16 protein-coding genes are annotated in these 18,408 nt (G+C 62.1%); all 16 read right to left on the bottom strand.

Annotated elements, in window-relative coordinates:
• Positions 1-180: 180 nt before the first annotated feature.
• A complete protein-coding gene (locus F6S08_RS15240) occupies positions 181-1,650 on the bottom strand; it encodes an NAD-dependent succinate-semialdehyde dehydrogenase (RefSeq protein ID WP_065926059.1) in 1,470 nt (489 codons plus the stop codon).
• 16 nt (positions 1,651-1,666) lie between these two features.
• The gene (locus F6S08_RS15235; RefSeq protein ID WP_027603332.1) at positions 1,667-2,683 is read right to left on the bottom strand and encodes a dihydrodipicolinate synthase family protein; all 1,017 of its coding nucleotides are present in this window, start codon (positions 2,681-2,683) and stop codon (positions 1,667-1,669) included.
• A gap of 29 nt (positions 2,684-2,712) precedes the next feature.
• Positions 2,713-3,723 (bottom strand): ornithine cyclodeaminase family protein, encoded by a 1,011-nt coding sequence (locus tag F6S08_RS15230; protein ID WP_065947812.1) that lies wholly within the window; start codon positions 3,721-3,723, stop codon positions 2,713-2,715.
• Positions 3,724-3,822: 99 nt separating this feature from the next.
• Complete coding sequence (locus F6S08_RS15225; RefSeq protein WP_235865574.1) at positions 3,823-4,773, bottom strand: LysR family transcriptional regulator; 951 nt, start codon at positions 4,771-4,773, stop codon at positions 3,823-3,825.
• Positions 4,770-5,501 (bottom strand): FadR/GntR family transcriptional regulator, encoded by a 732-nt coding sequence (locus tag F6S08_RS15220; RefSeq protein ID WP_027603329.1) that lies wholly within the window; start codon positions 5,499-5,501, stop codon positions 4,770-4,772. Before F6S08_RS15220 ends, F6S08_RS15225 begins: the two co-directional genes overlap by 4 nt.
• Complete coding sequence (locus F6S08_RS15215) at positions 5,498-6,283, bottom strand: cyclase family protein (RefSeq protein WP_065939502.1); 786 nt, start codon at positions 6,281-6,283, stop codon at positions 5,498-5,500. The genes F6S08_RS15220 and F6S08_RS15215 overlap by 4 nt, the downstream gene beginning before the upstream one ends.
• Complete coding sequence (locus tag F6S08_RS15210) at positions 6,270-7,277, bottom strand: NAD-dependent epimerase/dehydratase family protein (protein ID WP_065947814.1); 1,008 nt, start codon at positions 7,275-7,277, stop codon at positions 6,270-6,272. The genes F6S08_RS15215 and F6S08_RS15210 overlap by 14 nt, the downstream gene beginning before the upstream one ends.
• Positions 7,268-8,260 carry a fumarylacetoacetate hydrolase family protein gene (locus tag F6S08_RS15205; protein ID WP_315871824.1) on the bottom strand — a complete coding sequence of 331 codons (993 nt, stop codon included), beginning with the start codon at positions 8,258-8,260 and terminating at the stop codon, positions 7,268-7,270. Before F6S08_RS15205 ends, F6S08_RS15210 begins: the two co-directional genes overlap by 10 nt.
• Positions 8,257-8,829: a cupin domain-containing protein gene (locus tag F6S08_RS15200; RefSeq protein WP_074845686.1), complete on the bottom strand. Its 573-nt coding sequence runs from the start codon at positions 8,827-8,829 to the stop codon at positions 8,257-8,259. The genes F6S08_RS15205 and F6S08_RS15200 overlap by 4 nt, the downstream gene beginning before the upstream one ends.
• A gap of 62 nt (positions 8,830-8,891) precedes the next feature.
• A complete protein-coding gene (locus tag F6S08_RS15195; protein ID WP_315871823.1) occupies positions 8,892-9,845 on the bottom strand; it encodes a PDR/VanB family oxidoreductase in 954 nt (317 codons plus the stop codon).
• Complete coding sequence (locus F6S08_RS15190; RefSeq protein ID WP_065926053.1) at positions 9,845-10,888, bottom strand: aromatic ring-hydroxylating dioxygenase subunit alpha; 1,044 nt, start codon at positions 10,886-10,888, stop codon at positions 9,845-9,847. Before F6S08_RS15190 ends, F6S08_RS15195 begins: the two co-directional genes overlap by 1 nt.
• Entirely contained in the window at positions 10,885-11,958 is a 1,074-nt protein-coding gene (locus F6S08_RS15185; RefSeq protein ID WP_065939496.1) for an aromatic ring-hydroxylating dioxygenase subunit alpha, read from the bottom strand. Before F6S08_RS15185 ends, F6S08_RS15190 begins: the two co-directional genes overlap by 4 nt.
• Before the next feature lie 48 nt (positions 11,959-12,006).
• The gene (locus F6S08_RS15180; RefSeq protein WP_315871822.1) at positions 12,007-13,206 is read right to left on the bottom strand and encodes an MFS transporter; all 1,200 of its coding nucleotides are present in this window, start codon (positions 13,204-13,206) and stop codon (positions 12,007-12,009) included.
• A 126-nt stretch (positions 13,207-13,332) separates the two neighbouring features.
• Positions 13,333-15,861 carry an efflux RND transporter permease subunit gene (locus tag F6S08_RS15175; protein ID WP_315871821.1) on the bottom strand — a complete coding sequence of 843 codons (2,529 nt, stop codon included), beginning with the start codon at positions 15,859-15,861 and terminating at the stop codon, positions 13,333-13,335.
• A 4-nt stretch (positions 15,862-15,865) separates the two neighbouring features.
• Positions 15,866-16,969 carry a YCF48-related protein gene (locus F6S08_RS15170; RefSeq protein ID WP_315871820.1) on the bottom strand — a complete coding sequence of 368 codons (1,104 nt, stop codon included), beginning with the start codon at positions 16,967-16,969 and terminating at the stop codon, positions 15,866-15,868.
• Between the two features lie 71 nt (positions 16,970-17,040).
• Positions 17,041-18,405 (bottom strand): DUF1329 domain-containing protein, encoded by a 1,365-nt coding sequence (locus F6S08_RS15165; protein ID WP_065926048.1) that lies wholly within the window; start codon positions 18,403-18,405, stop codon positions 17,041-17,043.
• Positions 18,406-18,408: the final 3 nt, after the last annotated feature.

The following is an 18,408-nucleotide window of genomic DNA, read 5'->3' as shown; positions in this document are numbered from 1 at the left end:
GAATCGGCTATCAGGGCTGAAATCGCTTTGCACAATCCGAGGTATCGCTGGCGGCGATGGGTCTCGCAGGTAAGCCGGGGGCATTGCCCGGAGTGCCTGCCTTTGCGGCAGAACAAATACAAAAGCCGATGAACGACGGCTCACACGAACCGCCGTCCACCGGCCTTTAACGACGGTTGTTTACACGCTTTCCAAGCCATCCCAGCAGAGGTATTTAACCTCTAGGAACTCGTCTATTCCCAGGTGAGATCCCTCTCGCCCAAGACCGCTCTGCTTCACGCCACCGAAAGGTGCGACCTCATTTGAAATCAAGCCACAGTTGATGCCCACCATGCCCGACTCGATGCGCGCGGCGTTGCGCCAGATACGCGCCGCGTCACGGCTGAACAGATACGCGGCCAGGCCAAACTCGCTGTCGTTGGCCATGGCAATGGCTTGGTCATCCGTGTCGAAACGCACCAGCGGCATGACCGGGCCGAAGATCTCCTCACGAGCAACCCGCATCCCATGGGTCACATCAGCCAACAAGGTGGGCTCGAAAAAACACCCGCCCAGCGCATGGGGCTTGCCGCCAGACAGCAGTCGAGCGCCTTGGGCCAGCGCATCATCAACCAGCGCCTGGGATTTTCGTACCGCCGCGTCATCGATCAACGGCCCGACTTGTACACCCGGCTCCAGGCCATTGCCCAGTTTCAGGCGTGCCATGCGCTCGACGATGCGTTCGGCCAGTGCGTCATAAACCGCGGACTGCACCAACACCCGATTCGCGCCGATACAGGACTGTCCACCATTGCGAAACTTGGCCAACATCACCCCGTCAGCCGCAGCATCCAGATCAGCATCATCGAAGACAATGAACGGGGCGTTGCCGCCCAACTCCATGGAGCATTTCTTGACCGTCTGCGCCGCTTGCGCCAGCAGCAGCCGGCCCACTTCCGTGGACCCCGTGAAGGTGAGCTTGCGCACCAGCGGGTTGGCCGTAAGCTCACCGGCAATGTCGCGGGTGTCGTTGCCAGTGATCACACTGAAAACGCCGGCGGGCACGCCAGCGCGCTGCGCCAGTTCGGCGAGTGCCAGCGCGGTCAGCGGTGTCTGGCTGGCCGGTTTCACCACCATCGTGCAACCGGCCGCGAGGGCCGGAGCGGCCTTGCGTGTAATCATCGCAGCGGGGAAATTCCAGGGCGTGATCGCCGCGCAGACGCCGATGGGTTCGCGCAGGACCACGATGCGCTGAGTGTCCTTTACGCCCGGAATCAGATCACCGCGCACCCGTGTGGCTTCCTCGCCAAACCAGCGCACAAAAGACGCCGCGTAATCGACTTCACCCCGCGCCTCCTCCAGTGGCTTGCCCTCCTCCAGGGTAATCAGCGTGGCAAGGTCCTCCCGATGTTCAACCATCAACTCATACCAGCGGCGCAACACCTCGCCACGGCGTTTGGCCGTCAGGCGACGCCATGGGCCAAAGGCCTCATTCGCCGCGTCGATGGCGTGCCGAACTTCAGTTTCACGACAACGCGGCAACTCGGCCAGCACCGTTTGGTCCACCGGATTACGCAGCGTGTAGTGACCGTGCGGCGTCTCGGTCAGCCACTCACCGGCGATATAGGCACCGTCACGCCACAGTGTGGGATCTTTAAGTAAATGCTTCACTGTGCAACCCTCCTGATCAGCACGGATGACGCCCGATCATGAAGGCGCTGTCAGGATCCGAAGTCACCGGCAACCCCGACGCAACCAACCCTTGACGCAGCGACTTCATGAAGCGATCCGGCACGCGCATCGCCGGGGCACGCAGTGGGCCGCCGTTGAAGCCGGCGAGCCAATCCTGGTATTTCCACATCGTGCGATTGAGCACACCAGTGCCGCCGGCATAGCTTTGCGCGGCGGCGCCGTTGGCGCTGCGTGCCGGATTGACCTTCCAGTACAGTTCCATCGCCTCTTCAAAGCGGCCCGTGCGTGCCAGTTCGAACGCTTTCGGGTAGTAGTCGCTCATCCAGGCGGTGTTGCTGGTGCCGGAAAACTGCAACTTCATCAGGCTCATCAAGGGGATTGCGTCGCCTTCGATCGGGCAACTGATCACCACCTGATCACGGAAGTGGTAATACATCTCGCAAATGCCCGCCGGCAGCGGGAACCCTTGCTCGGACTTGATGGCCGCGATATTCGGGCAATCGGCCAACAGCCGACTGACCAACTCCAAGGACATCCCTGCCGGATGCACGCGCTCAAAGCCCCAGAGCGGAATCGGGAAGAGCATGACGGCGAGGTCCGTCGCGTCACAGAACGACTTGGTGTAGTCGTAGATTTCCTGCTCGCTGGTCGGCCAGAACTGTGGTGGATAGGAGAGTAGGACGATGTCCGCACCGGCATTCTCGGCGAGCTTCACCGCCTCGATATTCTCGGCAAGCGTGCCAAAGGCCGCATGGAAAAACAGGATCAGGTCTTTCCCTGACTCACGGGCCCAGGCAGTGAACTGGGCATTCTCCTGGATAGAAATCGCCAGCTCGCTGCACAGCAACGTAGCACTGTAGCCCAGGCCAACCGTATGTTCGATGTCGTGGCGTATGCCACGCTCATTGAGACGCTTCAAATCAGCACTGAAACTTGGGATGGTGACAGCCGAGCAGCCCACCAGGTTTTCCCGCGCCCAGGCACGGGCATCCGCTTTCTTGTATGTGGCCATGATGATGTTCCTTTGAACAGTGAAGGGAGTTATTTCGAGACAGGGACAATGCTGGCGGGCAACTCGATGCCGAGGCCTTGTTGCCGGGCGCGCTCGTACAGCGCTTGGGCGATGACGACGTCCTGCAGCGCCGAGCCAACAGACTTGTAGAGAACGATGTCGCTTGCGTGCTGGCGCGGTATGACACGGCCCGCGACGAGGTCCGACAGCGCGACCAATTTGTCGGCGACATAAACGCCGGCACTGATCGCCGCAATGGCGTCACCGGTATCGTGAAGCACCTCTTGCGGCATATCGGCGACGATGCAGACGGCTCGCTCCATCGTGACCGGGTCAACTTCCCGTTGCTCAGGCAAGGTGGAACCCAACGACACAACCGTGGCCCCCGGGCAAAGCCAGGCGCCTTGCAGGACCGGAGATTCGTCACGACTGCGGGCGGCACAAATCACCACGTCGCAATCCTGCACAGCTTCTTGCGCGCTGTTCACCGCTTGGATCTCCAGCCCTGGCCTGAAGCTCTCGGCAAAACGCTCGCGGCTAGCGGGCGTTGGACTGAATACCCGGACATGCGCCACATCGCGCACGGACTTGAGGCAGTCCAATGCGCCACGGGCCTCAAACCCCGAGCCAATCACCCCCACCCGCAGCGCGCGCTTGGGCGCCAGTAAATCGACTGCCAGCGCAGCAGTTGCCGCGGTGCGCAAACCCGTCACCCGGTTGCCGTCGATCAGGGCACTGAGCGCCATGGTTTTCTGATCGAACAACGCAATCAGGTAGCTGGCGCAGCGCGCCCGCATGGAGGCTGCGATCAACTTGCAGCCCATATGGCCGCCAGCCGGAGGTACGGCAGTCAAACTGCGCAGCCAGATGCCATCGCCCCGGGCCATGGAGCGAGGCGGCACCATGGCATCCGATGCAGGGCGTGCATACGCCTCGGCGAGCGCGGCGACGGCGGTGCTCCAGTCGGCGAGCGAGGCCACATCGGCGTCACTGAGAAAAAGCGTCGGGGCAATGACTTGGAGTTCTTGGGCGTGATGCATGGCGCAAACCTCGCAATCGGGGATCAGTCGTTGGTTGACTGACACCCTACGAGGCGCGCCCCCCACCGAATACTGCTGGGGATGCAAAGCAGCTATCGCTTAAATCGATGGCATGGACAGATTGCAAATCAGCCGTCGCACTTCACGGGAAGCACGGGTCAAGGGGCGCCGGGGCGATTCGACCAGCACGACAAAGCGCTCCAACACGGGCTCTATAATGCGCGATGAAATAAGTCGTTGATCCAGTGAGCCCGGCAACACCGAGGCAATCGCATAGCCTCCGCCTGCCGCGACGACTTCGTACTGGAGCTGGACCGAGTCGGCTTCCACGGCCACGCACAGTTCCACGCCTTGCTCCGCAGCCAAATGATCGAGCCTGGCCCTCAGCAGATGCGGCCGCCCAGGCACGACCAATGGCAACCCAGATAGATTTTCCAGCGCAATATCTCGATTTCCGAGCAGAGGATCGGCGACGGGTCCTACCAGGTGCAGCGGTAGCCTGGCCAACAGATGAGCTTGGCCGACGCTCGCCTCGCTCTCGCGCAGCACCAGCGCCATATCCAGACGACCATCGTGCAACTGCTCTTCGAGTTGAGCACTGGCGCCCTCGATCAGGTGCAATCTCACCCCGGGCATCTGCGCGCGCACCGCAGAAAAGAGCGTCCCCGCAAACCGGCGCACCGCGGAAGGCAACATGCCCACAACTACCTCCCCCACCGGCTTTCCACGCAGGTTGCGAATGTCATCGACAAGGCTTTCAGCGTTCGCCAGAAGATCCGATATACAGGGCAGCAACTGCTCGCCAAATTCGGTCAGAACCACCCCACGTCCGTTGCGATGGAACAGGCGTTCGCCACATTGCGATTCGAGCAGGGCAATATTGCGACTCACCATGGACTGCGGCATGTCCAGCAGTACGGCCGCTTTGCTGAGACTGCCAGCCGCCACGACCCGGACGAACAAAGTCCAGCGGGGATCGATGATGGTGAGCGCCGTGGCAGTAGGCTGCGTGGCCATGTCCGGCACCGGGTAGCTCTGGTTCTCCGTCATGTCATCAACTCTTGGCGGGCCTGGTGCAAGTATTCGCGACTGTCCTGGAGATGCAGGCGCATCGCGGCACGCGCACACTCAGTGTCCTGATGGAAGATCGCCTGGTAAATCTGCTCGTGCTCGCTTTGCATGCGCTGTTCGTAATGCAAAGGCTCATCGTGAAACAGACGCGCAGAATCCAGTCGGCTGCGGGGGATGATGACCTCGCCCAGGTTGAGCAGTGTGCTGGCGATGTAGGGGTTGCCGGTCGCCTGGGCAATGCCCAAATGGAATTGAAAATCCAACGCCGCCCGATCATTGACGCTGACATCCGGCTGCCCGAGCTGATCGAGAAGTGCCCGCAACCCCGTCAACTGATCCGTGTTGCGTCGCTGGGCCGCGAGCCCGGCGGCTTCGACCTCAAGACCGATCCGAAACTCCATGATCGCCAGCGAATCGGTGATGAGACCGATCGTCTCCGGGTCGATGAAGGCCCCCAACGACAGGGCGCTACCGCATACAAAGGTCCCTATGCCGTGGCGTGTCTCGACCATTCCCCCGGCCTGTAGACGCGACATGGCCTCGCGCACCACGGTCCTGCTGACGCCATGCTCCAGCATCAGGGCCGACTCGGTGGGCAACTGTTCACCGCCACGCAGCCGTCCCTCGATAATGTGCTCCGACAGCAGCGCCTCAAGCCCCTGGGACAGGCTAGCGCGCTTTTTCCCACCGGCAGCCGGCACGCTCATTCCTCGAAAATCGCTACGGCGCGGACGAAACCGGCCGAAGCGTGCCTGATCTTGTAGGGGAAGCAGGACACCTGGAAACCATGGGCCGGCAGGCATTCCAGGTTGGCCAGCTTCTCCATCTGGCCGTAACCGATGTCGCGTCCGGCCTTGTGCCCTTCCCAGATGATCGAGGCGTCGCCTGTGGCGGCGAAGCGTTCGCGTGTGTACTTGAACGGCGCGTCCCAGCTCCAGGCATCGGTGCCCACCACGCGCACGCCGCGTTCCAACAAGTACAACGTGGCCTCACGGCCGATGCCAACCCCGGCGTCCAGGTACCCAGGCTGGCCAAACAGCGCGCCGGCACGGGTATTGACCAGGACAATGTCCAGCGGCCGTAGAATATGGCCAATACGCTCCAGCTCTGCTTGCACTTGGGCAGCGCTGACCACATGGCCATCCGGCAAATGACGAAAGTCCAGTTTGACGCCGGGTTGCAGGCACCAGTCCAGCGGCAACTCGTCGATGCCAAACGCCGGCTTGCCACCGTCCGTGGTCGAGGCGTAGTGCCAAGGGGCGTCCATGTGCGTACCGCTGTGCGTGGTGATCTGCAGGCGCTCGGCCGCCCAGGATTCGTCGCCAGGCAGTTGCGCCTTGGACAGGCCGGGAAACATCGCGGCCATCTCCGGCCAGCCTTGCTGATGGTCCATGTAGTCGATTTTCGGCAGCAATGGCGGCGGATCGGTGTAGGGGTTGTTGTCCAGGGTGACGGACAGGTCCACGAGGCGGCGTTTAGCTGTTTGCATGATCAGTCACTCCAAGCGCCACCCGTCCACGCATACGACGCGCCGGGGCAGCAGCGTTCAAACTGTTTCGTATCAAGGCGCCGGCAGAGCCGTCATGGCGAAAGCCAAGGGCGCGGGCCAGAGGGGTTTTCATTGCAGGGAAGTTGCCGAACAACGCTTGCAGCCCGGCATCCGGCGCGAAGCTGATCAGCGCGCGGCGTTCCTGGCCGTAGGCAGCGGCCAGGGCATCCATGACCTGGGCAATGGACAGGTGCAACAGCGGCAATTGCCAGACACGTGACTCACCAAGCTCAACAGCGGGCAGTTCGGCGGCCCGCAGCAGGTTATCCACGCAACACCGCACGGACATCCACCACGCCTGCGCCTGCGGCGACACCGGGCAGCAATACGGTTCACCTTGAGCGAAGGCGTAAAGTAGATCGCTCATGAACGCCGAGCGCAGCCCATTGGGTTCACGTGGACGGGCGACGATGCCGGGCAGGCGCACGGCACGACCGTCCACCTCGCCCCGTCGGGCAAGGTCATTGATCGCCATTTCCACCATCGCCTTGTGCGCACCGTAACTCAACTGCGGGTGCGGCACGGCACGCTCATCCATGCGAGCCGGCAGGTCGCCGCCGTACACCGCCACGCTGCTGGCATACACCAGCACCGGCGTACCAGGCTGCTCGCGCAACTGGTCAAGCAACTCCAGGCTTGCCAGCAGGTTGACCTGATAGCCCAGTGAATAGTGCTGCTCGGCCGCGCCACCCGGGATGCTGACCAAGTGAAAGACCACATCGATGCCATCGGCCAAGGCCCGGCGCAATAACGCGGCGTCGGTGACACTGCCGCAATGCCGGCGCAGGCGCTTATCCTCTGCAAACCCCACCAATTCCTTGTCCAGTAATATCAACGCGCTGATCGACCGGCCTCGCAACTCATTGGTTTGGAGCAATCGTTTCACCAACGCCCGGCCGACAAAACCATTGGCCCCGGTAATCATTACGCGCATGGGAGGCCTCCGCGCACGATGCACTGGTCTATCGCCCCGAACACCGACTGCCCTTGCAGATCGAAGACCTCCATGCGCACGCGGTCGCCAAAGCGCATGAAGGACGTCTGTGGCGCGCCGTGCTCAATCATCTCAACGGCACGACGCTCGGCGATGCAGGCCGCGCCGACCGTGGGATCGGCATTGGAAACGGTGCCGGAACCGATCACGCAGCCGGCCCTGAGTCGCCGGGTCAGCGCCGCATGGGCGATCAATTGATGAAAGCCGAAATGCATGGCGCCACCGTGGGCATGACCGAACCACTGGCCATTCCATTCGACCCTCAGCGGCAAGTGCACACGCCCGTCGCGCCAGGCCTCGCCCAACTCGTCGGGGGTGATCGCCACCGGGGCAAAACTTGACGAGGATTTGGCCTGGATAAAACCGAAGCCGGTCTTCATTTCCCGAGGGGCGAGCGCACGCAAGCTGACATCGTTGACTTGCACGATGAGCCGGATATGGTCGGCGGCCTCTTGCGCCGAGCAGCCCATGGGGACCTCATCGACCAATACCGCGAATTCACCTTCGAAATCGATACCGTGGCTTTCACTGGGCAGCACGATGTCGTCGTGGGCCCCCAGAAAGTCATCGCCACAGCCCTGATACATCAGCGGCGTGTGTTCAACACCTTCGATCGGATCCAGCGCGAACGCTTTCTGCATGCGCTCGCCATGACTGAGGAACGACGAAGCGTCCAGCCATTGCCACGCACGTGGCAAGGGCGCGGCAGCTTGTTGCGGATCGAAGGCGAAGGCACCGGCCAGGGAGCCTTCATTCAACGCGTCGTAACGCGCGCGTAAAGCGGTTTCGACGCTCGGCCACTGTTCAATGGCAGCCTGCAACGTCGCCGCAATATCGCTGGCATCGACCGCCCAAGCGAGGTCGCGCGACACTACCAGCAAGCGACCGTCGCGGCTGTGATGCTTGAGAGTACTAAGCTTCATACTTGGTCCCCTTGCAGCTCGGGCGCGAAACGGCCATCGAGCAGGACGAAGAGCATGCGTGCCATCTGCTCGGTACGGTTGCTCCAGGCGTGGTTAGTGCCGCGCTGTACGACGATGTCACCGCGCTTGAGGTGCACTTCCTCGCCATCGAGCACCAGCCAGACCTCACCCTCCGTGACCACGCCGTAATCGAGGGTTTCGGTGCGGTGCATCAGCTTGTGTTTGGAATCAGCCTGCCCCGTGCCGGCGTGGGCCTGGCCAATTTCGGCGAAGGCCGCCGCGGCATCCTCGGCGCTGACCTGGTTCTGCACGCTGTCGGGCGGAATATCCACCACACGGATGACGCTGCCCAACGGCGCCGGACTCAACTGAAGCGGCTTGCGAGTGGGGTCATCGCCGTTGTCGAGTACGGCGGGGCTGGCGCCACTGTTCCAGATCTCATGGAAGACCGTACCGGGTACCGCCTTGAGCGCAAAGCTGTTGGGCGTCGGTCCGCTGAGCGCGATCACCGCCTGGCCTTGGACATCATGCCCGGTGACCACGCGTTTGAAACCAGGAAGTTGTTGCATGTTCGACTCCTTAATCAGTTGGCAAAACACCGCAGCGGGTAGAGATGAATCAGTGGAAAACCTTAAAGATCAAGCACCAACCGCGCGCTCCTGGCGCGCGAGCAACACGGCGTGAACTGGTCGTTGCGGGCTCGCTCGACATCGGTCAAGAACATGTCACGATGCTCTGGCTCGCCTTCCAGCACGCGCGTGATGCAGGTGCCACAGATGCCCTGCTCGCAGGACAGGGGAATATCGATTCCCGCTTCCAGCAGCACCTGGGCCACGCTGAGCGCGGCCGGCACTTGGAAACACTGTCCGGTGCTTGCCAGTTGCACCTCGAACCCGCCCGCCTCACCCGCCGGGGCAGCGGCGGCGGTAAAGTACTCACGGTGCAGTCGCGCCTCGGCCCAGCCCTGCTCGCGAGCCGTGCCAAGCACGTGTTCCATGAAACCGTTGGGGCCACAGACGTACAGGTGACGGTCGGCGGCTGGCCCGGATAAAACCCGAGCGGCGTCGAGACGCTGGGCATCCTCGCCATCGTCCACATGAACCTGCACACACTTGGCAAACGTCGAATGGCGCAGGTACTCGATAAAGGCCATGCGCCCGACCGAGCGACCGCAATAGTGCAGCTCGAAAGGCGCGCCGATCCGCGCCAGGCGCTCGGCCATGCAGAGAATCGGCGTGATGCCGATACCGCCGGCGAACAGCACGCTGTGCCCCGCCCCATGCTCAAGCGGGAACAGATTGCGTGGCTTGCTGATGCGCAGCCGGCTGCCTTCGTGCACTTGCTGGTGCATGGCCTGCGAACCGCCGCGAGACGCTGGGTCGAGCAACACTCCCAGCAGGTAGCGGTGGCGTTCTTCCGGGTGATTGCACAGCGAGTACTGGCGCACCAGGCCATTGGGCAGGTGCACGTCGATATGCGAGCCAGCGCTGAAGGCAGGCAGCATGGAATTTTCGACCGGGGCCAGTTCGAAGCTGTAGATGCCCTCGGCTTCGAGGCGCTTGCGAGTGACGATGACTTCAATCATCACTGGGCACCCGCAGGCTGTTCGGCAGCAATCATGCGGTCGAGGACACGCCGCGCCCGGACCGCTCCTGCATCACCAATCAGCAGGACCGGCTTCAAGTCCCAGAACGATGCAGCGCCCATCATGCGCTGCTGCGCCTCGAGCATTGGCAAGTCTTCATCGGCAAAGGGCCGGCTGATCGCGGCCGCCTGCTCATCAGCGAATCTCTCGGCAAATTCGCCCATTGCCTTGGGGAAACAGACTGAGAACCAGTAGTGAGTCGTGGTCTCGGTCTCTGGAGTGAACAGATGCGGAATCGGTGTGGAAACGCCCTTATCCCTGGGGAGCCCGGTCGCCACGGCGCCGGAAAACAGCAACATGTTCGCCGGAGCATCCCAACGCACATCGATCCAACGGTCCACCGGTGTGCCCTGAGGAATGTTCCAGGCGGTGTAGAGAAACTCCGGCATGATTTCCGCAACCGTCTGGCGGTTGGACCAAACGGTGTTGCCCTCCTCTTGCACGCTGGTCAACGCGCTCTTGACGCCATCGCCACCCAGCGTAGACGGGTGCAAGAATTCGATATGACTCAGGTCCATGATGTTGTCGGTTTCCAGCACGTAGTTGGCTCTGGCGTGCAGGTAGCGTTTGCCGACATACCAACGGTCTTCATCCATGCAACTGAAATCCGGAATCAGCGTCGCATCGGCCAGTTGTGCATCGCCCATCCAGATCCACAGCAGGCTGTAGCGTTCAACCAGCGGGTAGGCCTTGACCTTTGCCGCCTTGGGAATTGCACCATCACCATGAGGGTTATGCACACAGGTGCCGCTGCCATCGAATTCCAGGCCGTGGTACGGACAACGCACCGCATCGCCTTTGAGGATGCCCATGCCCAGGGGCGCGAAACGGTGGGGACAGCGATCGGCAATGGCTTGGGCATTACCTTGGGTGTCGCGAAAAAACACCACGGGTTCATTGAGCAAGGTTCGTTGGAACAACTCGCCAGCCTTGATCTCGTTTCCCCAGGCGGCCGCGTACCAGACGTTGCGTAGAAAGCTCATCGCAGTTCCTCTTTTTCATAGTTTGATGACCGACTGGCTTGCGTCTCCGCTCGCTCGGCTTCCATCAATCGACGCAGAACACGTCGACAGCGCACGGCCCCTGCATCGACTGGCAGCAACACAGGGTTGAGGCCAAGCAGTTCAACCTCACCAATCTGGCGCTGTTGAGCCTCGACCATGGGTTTGTCTTCACCGGCGAAAATACCGATCAACATCTCCTGGACGAAGGCATTCAACTGCGCATTGTCCTGCTCGAAACTGCGCGTGTTGGCAAAGAAATAATGGGTGTTGGCCGCGTCCTGCGGCGTCATCAGATGCAGGTTCCATGTCACTGGTCCCTCGGCCCTGGGGCGCCCTGGCGCCGTGGCGCCACTGCCGAGCAGCATCAGGCCGGGGGCGTGCCAGATGACTTCGGCCCAGACGTCTGCCCGGCTCGGATCTTCAAGGTGAGCGCCGAAAGCCGGCGGGGGCACATCGTCCGGCGCCCACCAACTGATGCGTACGCGATCGTTGGGCAATTCCTCGATGGTGGCTCGGGTGTGTGACAACGCCCCGCCACCGAGCGTATCCGGGTGCAGGAAATCAACATGGCTCAGGTCCATGATGTTGTCGGACAGCAACTCGTAGTGCGCACGGGTCGGCAAATACCCATGCCCTTTGGCATGGGTGGGCGCCTGCTCGAAAAAGGAAAAATCAGGAATCAAGGCATCGCTGGCCAGGTGACGATCGCCCGGCCAGACCCAGATCGCCCCGTGGCGCTCAACGGCCGCGAAACCGCGAACACAGGCGGCCTTGGGGATGTTTCCTTCGCCATGGGGATTGTGCGTGCATTGGCCACTGCCATCGAAACGCAGGCCGTGGTACGGGCACTGGACGCTGTCGCCGACAACCTTGCCCATGTGCAGCGGGGCAAAACGGTGCGGGCAACGATCGGCGAGCGCCTGGATCACACCGTGGCTATCGCGAAAGAACACGATGGGTTGCTCGACGATGGTTCTGCCCAGCATGCCACCTTGCGCCAGCTCGTCTGCCCATCCAGCGATGTACCAGGTGTTGAGCAAATAACTCATGATGTTCTCCTCGTTGTTCTTATTTTTATGAAACGTCGAATGGGCAGGTCAGTGCTCAGGGTCTGCGACAACCGCAGTAGTAAAAGCAGCCCCGCTGCCTCGCAACCGAAGACAGGCCAGGGCTACCACCAGCTGAACGCCCGCGACGATGCCCAGTGCGGCTGGCAAGGCGCCGATTACCCCGCCGGTGATCGCCAGCACCACCAGCGGGCTGGCGAACTCACCGGCGAAGAACATCGCCGTGAAGCCGCCGGCCGCGCGGCCGCGCTGCTGGAAGTCGACCTGGCTCATGATCCAGGTGAGCAGGGTTGGCATCATCAGGCCGATGCCCAGACCGTTGATCAGGACGGCGATCACCACCAGCCCGTGACTGTCGGCTACCGCCAGCAGCCCGCCACCGATCCCGGCCGCGACGAAGGCCAGGAGCATCTGCCGCTGCGCCGGCACACCGCTCAACAGACGAAAACTCAGGGCGCCGACCAATACGCCGAACTGACTGGCGCCCATGGTCAGGCCGATCTGCTGCGAACCTTCGACATGCAGCAGGTTAAGCAGGTAACCGACTTGTACCGGCACGATGAACAGGCTCAGGCCCGCCAGGAATGCCAGGGCATACAACGGTGCCAGCGGGCGCCAGGGTAATGCCCTGCCCGCCGTTGTGAGGGTGGCCGCCTGCGCACGCGGCTCCCATAGCAACCAGGCCATCAGCGGCAGGAACACCAGCCCCAACCCATACAGGGCAAACGGGGTACGCCAGCCGTGCTCGCCGAGCACTCCACCGATGGCAATGAAGATCGCCGCCGACAATGAGGTCGCGACCATTTGCAGGGCGAACATGCGTTCACGTCGCGCGCCGCTGTAGTAGTCGCCCATCATCGTGGTGCAGCAGGTCATGATCGCCGCTTCGGCCACACCGATGCCGGCGCGGCTGATCACGATGACCTGCAGCGACTCCAGCCATAGCGGCAGCACGCCGCAGACGGTGTAGAGCACCATCGCACCGATCAACAACGGTTTGCGCCCCAGCCGGTCAGCGATGATTCCGGCCACGGGAGCCAACAACGCAATCATCAACGCCGGCAGCGTCAGGGCGATGGGCACCAGCACGGCCACACCCGGTGTGTCGGCGAAGTGTTCCTGCATACGCGGCAGGACGGGGGCCAGCAGCACCGCACCGAGCACTGGCAGGCAACTGCCGAGCAACAGCAACAAGGATTGCGGTAGCCGCGCCTGGCGTTCAACGTTCATCGCACACCTCCGCAGGTTGCGCCGCGCAAAATGCCATACCAAAGGCGCTCAGGCCGGCGATGAGGTCGAACCATAGAGACTGCTGGAACAAATGCACACGAGGCATGGGAACGTCCTTTTTTGTTGTTATGACGCGACGGGATTGGCGTCTTTTATCGTTTGATCGTGCTCTGAAGTCAGGCGTAGCGAGTGCTTCACGCAAGCCCCCTCCTCGGCTACGGCAGGCATCATCGGCAAGCTCGTCGAATGGCTGGGTCTGGCTTCGGCCTGCCCCGCGCTCACCCGCTTGCTCGGCAACAGGAAGTGAGCCAGGGCTGGCAATAGAACCAGCGCACCGACCATGTTCCAGACGAACATGAAGGCCAGCAGCACGCCCATATCAGCCTGGAACTTGATTGGCGAAAACATCCAGGTGGCCACGCCGATCGCCAAGGTCACGCCAGTCAGCATCACCACCTTGCCGGTGGACAGCAGTGCCCGGTAATACGACTCAGACAAGCTTGTGCCCTGGCGCATATGACCGAGCAGGATGCTCATCACGTACAGCGCGTAGTCGACGCCGATGCCCACGCCGAGGGCAATCACCGGCAGGGTCGCGACCTTGACGCCGATGTTCAGCCAGACCATCAGCGCCTCACAAAGGATCGACGTAAGCATCAGCGGAATCACCGCACAAATCGTGGCGCGCCAGGAACGGAAGGTGATCAGGCAGAGCAGGATCACCGCACCGTAGACCCAGAACAGCATTTCGCGATTGGCCTGCTTGACGACAATGTTGGTCGCCGCCTCGATCCCGGCATTGCCAGCGGCCAGGAGGAACTGGACGTCGTCAGTGTTGTTCGCCGCAGCGAATTGTTCGACGTGATCCACCAGGCGGCTCAGGGTTTGCGCCTTGTGGTCGGAGAGGTAGACGTACAGTGTCAGCAGGCTGCAGTCTTCGTTGTACAACCCGCGCGGCGCCCCGGCGGTGACCATGTTGAGCATCGCCTGGTTGTTCTGCAGCTCATACCACTTCGGACTGCCTTCGCTGAGGCCCACCAGCATGCGGCGGTTGAGCAACGCCAGGGAATTGGTCGAATCAACACCCGGCAAGGTACGCAACTGCCAGTCGAGGGCATCGACCTTGTTCAGGATGTCATAGCGCGAACAGGCGCTGGCGGGTGTCTTGATCATGACCGCGAACAGATCGCTGCTGGCGCCGTAATGCCGGGTCAGGAATGCATCATCCTGGTTGTAGCGCGAGTCGGCCCGCAGCTCAGGCGCGCCCGCATCCAGGTCACCGACTTTCAATTGCAGGCTGACGATGAAGCCGAGCGTCGCCAGCGCCAGGCTCAGGGCGATGCACAGCGCCGCCCACCGGCGCTGGGTGAACAGGTCGAGGAAGCGCCAGAATCCGTGGCGATTGTGGCCGGCCAGTTCGGCGTGTTCGCTTTTCAGGCTCAGTTGCGCCGCACGGCGGCTGACCCCCACATAAGAAAGCAATATCGGCAGCAGGATCAAATTGGTGAAAATCAGCACCGCCACGCCGATACTGGCAATCATCGCCAGGTCCTGGATCACCTGGATCTTGATGATCATCAGCACCGCGAAACCGACCGCATCACACAGCAGCGCGGTGAGGCCGGCGAGAAACAGGCGGCGGAAGGTGAAGCGTGCGGCGACCACCCGGTGCATGCCGCGCCCGATATCCTGCATGATGCCGTTCATCTTCTGTGCGCCGTGGCTCATGCCAATGGCAAACACCAGGAACGGCACCAGCACCGAATAGGGGTCCAGTTGATAATTGAGCAGCGGCAGCAAGCCGAGCTGCCAAACCACCGCCACCAATGAGCAGAACACCACCAACAGAGTGCTGCGAATGCAGCGGGTGTACCAATAAAGCACCACCGTGGTGATCAGGATCGCCACGGCGAAGAACATCAGGATTTGCCGTAGGCCGGCAATCAGGTCACCGACTTTCTTGGCGAAACCGGTGATGCGGATGTCGATGCTGTCGCTCTGGTATTGGCTGCGCAATGATTCCAACTGTTGCGACAGTTGGCTGTACTCCAAGGGTTTGCCGTCCGGGGTGCGCTGCAGCAGCGGTATCTGGATGATGCTCGAAGCCTGGTCGAACGCCACCAACTGGCCGATTTCGTTGGACAGCTGCACGTTGCGCCGCAATGCCGCAAGGCTCGCTGCGCCGCCATCGTAGTTATCCGGAATGACCGGCCCACCCTCCAGGCCCGCCTCGGTCACCGCCACCCAGCGCGTGGCCGGCGTCCAGAGCGATTTCATGTACGCACGGTCGACACCGGGCAGCAGGTAGATCTTGTCGCTCAACGCCTGCAGGGTCTTGAGGTAGGCGCTGTCATAGATGTCGCCCCGCTTGTTGACCACTGCAATGCGCACCGCATTCCCCAGCCCGCTCAACTCCTGCTGGTGCTCAAGGTAGTTGGCGATATAGGGCTGATGGGTGGGAATCATTTTTTCGAAGCTGGCATTGAGCTCGACACGACTGGACTGCCACCCCAGCACCAGCGTGGTCGCCAGGCACAGCAGCAACACCCACAGACGATGGTTGAACAATGCTCGTTCGAGCAGCGAGCCGGAGCGTGGATCAAAGTCATCGAACGTACTTGCACGAGACGGGGAAAATTTATCAGGGGACGTCATAACCTCACTCCGGAGCGGCAGTGGCTGGCTGCGCAAGACGCTGCAGCCCGGTGAAACCGGCAACGATCAAGCTGCCATCGGCGGCCTCGATCACACTTGAAACAGGTTTGCCCAAGGGCGTTCCCAACGGCAGCAGCGCCGCCCCGGTCTGCTCGCTGTTGCGAAACAGCATGCCGCCCTGGTTGACCAGCAGTAGTTGGCCGTCGGCCAGGCGTGTGGCGTCGTTGAAGGAGATCGGTACGGGCACCGAAAGACGCTGGAAACTTGCGCCGGCGTCGTGGGAGACAAAGGCATTGCCCTTCAGACCGGCGACCATCAGCGCGCCATCCGCGCGGTTCTGCAGGGTGAAGAAACTACCTTCGTAGGGGCTGTCCAGTTGACTGAACGACAGCGCATCGTCGTCCGAGCGTGCCAGGTAGCCCTGCTCGCCAGCCAGGAACCAACGTGTGCCGTGGCGACTGATGGCGTACAGGTGCAAGCCGTTGGGGTTGGCAATTTGCCCCATCAGCGATTGCCAGGTGGCGCCACCATCGGTGGTCAGCAGCGCCAAACCGTAGGCACCGACGATCAGCCCGCGATGTGCGTCGACGAACTCCAGTGCCAGAAAGGGTTTGTCTGGACCATCGGCGACAAGACGCTCGGCATTTTGTACCCGTATCAGGGCGGCATCCGGGTCGACAGCGGTGGCTTGTTCCGCCTTGGCGGCGTCCAGTTCCAGCTGTGCCACGCGTACGCCGTCGAGCTGCAGCGTCCAGTGCTCGCCGCCGTCCAGCGTCGCCAGCACCACGCCCGCATGACCGACTGCCCAGCCCTTTTGCGCATCCACGAACCGCACCGCCGTCAGGCTGACCGAAACCGGTACCGAAGCCTGGTGCCAGCTTTGCCCATTGTCGTCGGAGAACAGCACCAGGCCGCGCTCACCCACGGCCACCAGGCGTGTGCCGGCACGCGCCAGGTCGATCAATACGCCGTTCTGCACAGCCGGTACCCGCATGGCCGGGGTATTGAGCGGCACGCCCACCGCTGCCGACCCGGCCAGACACTCGCTCGTGGCGAGGGGCAAATACAAGGCCAACAGCAACGCGCTCGCCTGACTGATTCTGTTCATAACCTACCTCGGACAAACACTCGTATCCCAAGGGCAGACCGGCAGGCCTGCCCTTCACTCTCGGCTCAGGTCTAACGCACGCCTCGCCCCGCCATCGCCGCGGGCGAGAACTCCGAGGACTTGTAGCGATCGACCGCGCGATACTGATCCGGCAACCCGGCATAGAGATTCTGGATAAACCACGCACCGGAGGTCAGGTCATAAAAACCTGAAGAGAGTTGCACCAGCCCAGGCAGGTCGGGCAATACGGAAGGCAGCGACCAGAGGGTCTTGGCCAGTTGGCCGCTGGCATCCCAACGGTCGCCGAGCAGGGCTTGCCAAGTGTCTTCATCGAGGTAGTAACGCCCCTTGGGCAACTGGTGGCGCTTGCCGGCGGCCACCGTCGATTCGAGCACCCAGACGCGGTGCAATTCCCAGCGCACGTAGTCCGGGTTCAGATGGTGCTTGCCCAGCAGGTCCTGCGGCTGGGCAGCGTTTTGCACCTTGTTGGTGTTGTAGGGGACATACATCTCCTGCTTGCCCACCAGTTTCCAGTCGAACCGGTCCGTGCGACCACCCCACACACTCAACTCATCGAAGGACATGACCCCGGCAGTGGACGGCGTCGGCGTATCGCAGCAAGCGTTGGGCAGCGTGCGTACCCGGCGTTGACCGCTCAGGTAGACATGGGCCTGGGATTTGTCACCGTTGATGTTTTCACGCCCCAGGATCTGCTCACCGGCACGAATCGCCGGGCCGAGATTGACAAAGTGCACCTGCCAGTAGTCGCCCGAATAGTTCTCAGGGCCGCCCTCCTGAAAGTAGTAGGGCATTTCCTGGGTCAACAGGCCGTCGCTGGTCATCACCTGGTTGCCGTCAGCGGTCATCAGATAGTGGCGAAAGTGCCCCGCCACCGAAGTGCCGCGCCAGTTCAGCACATGGTTCCAGATGGCTTCGGTACCATTCTGTGGAATCGGGAACGGGATCCCGCCATAGGCACCGTCGGGGATCAGTCCGGCGCTGCTGTCGACCAGTTTGGCGCGGGTCGCATTCTTGAACGTGTTGTCATAGACCCACTGCGGCGCGGCCGCCGTGCGCCGGGTCGGATAGACATCGATGCGATAGGTGTCCGGGAAACGCTTGAACAGCTCCTTGGTGCCGTCGCTGAGTTTGTCGGCGTACTTGGCCAGGTTCTGGGCGGTGATGCTGTACAAGGGTTTGTCCGCAGCAAATGGATCGCTGCGTTTGCCGCCCGAGACGTAGCCTGGATCAACCTTGGTGTAGCCACCGTCCCAGGCCGGAATACTGCCGTCGGCATTGCCGGCTTTCTCGGCACCGAAGGGCGTCAGGGTCTTGCCCAGCGCGGCCGCTTGTTCGGCGCTGGCGGCCAAGGCCATCGGCGCGGCAGCGGCCAGCAGGGTTAAGCACAAGGCCTTTAGAGTGAACTGAATGGTCATGCG

This window comes from Pseudomonas sp. JV449, assembly GCF_032424295.1.
Classification (GTDB): Bacteria; Pseudomonadota; Gammaproteobacteria; order Pseudomonadales; family Pseudomonadaceae; genus Aquipseudomonas; species Aquipseudomonas marginalis.
The sequence above is the reverse complement of the archived record's forward strand: the minus strand, read 5'-3'. Positions and strand labels throughout refer to the sequence as shown.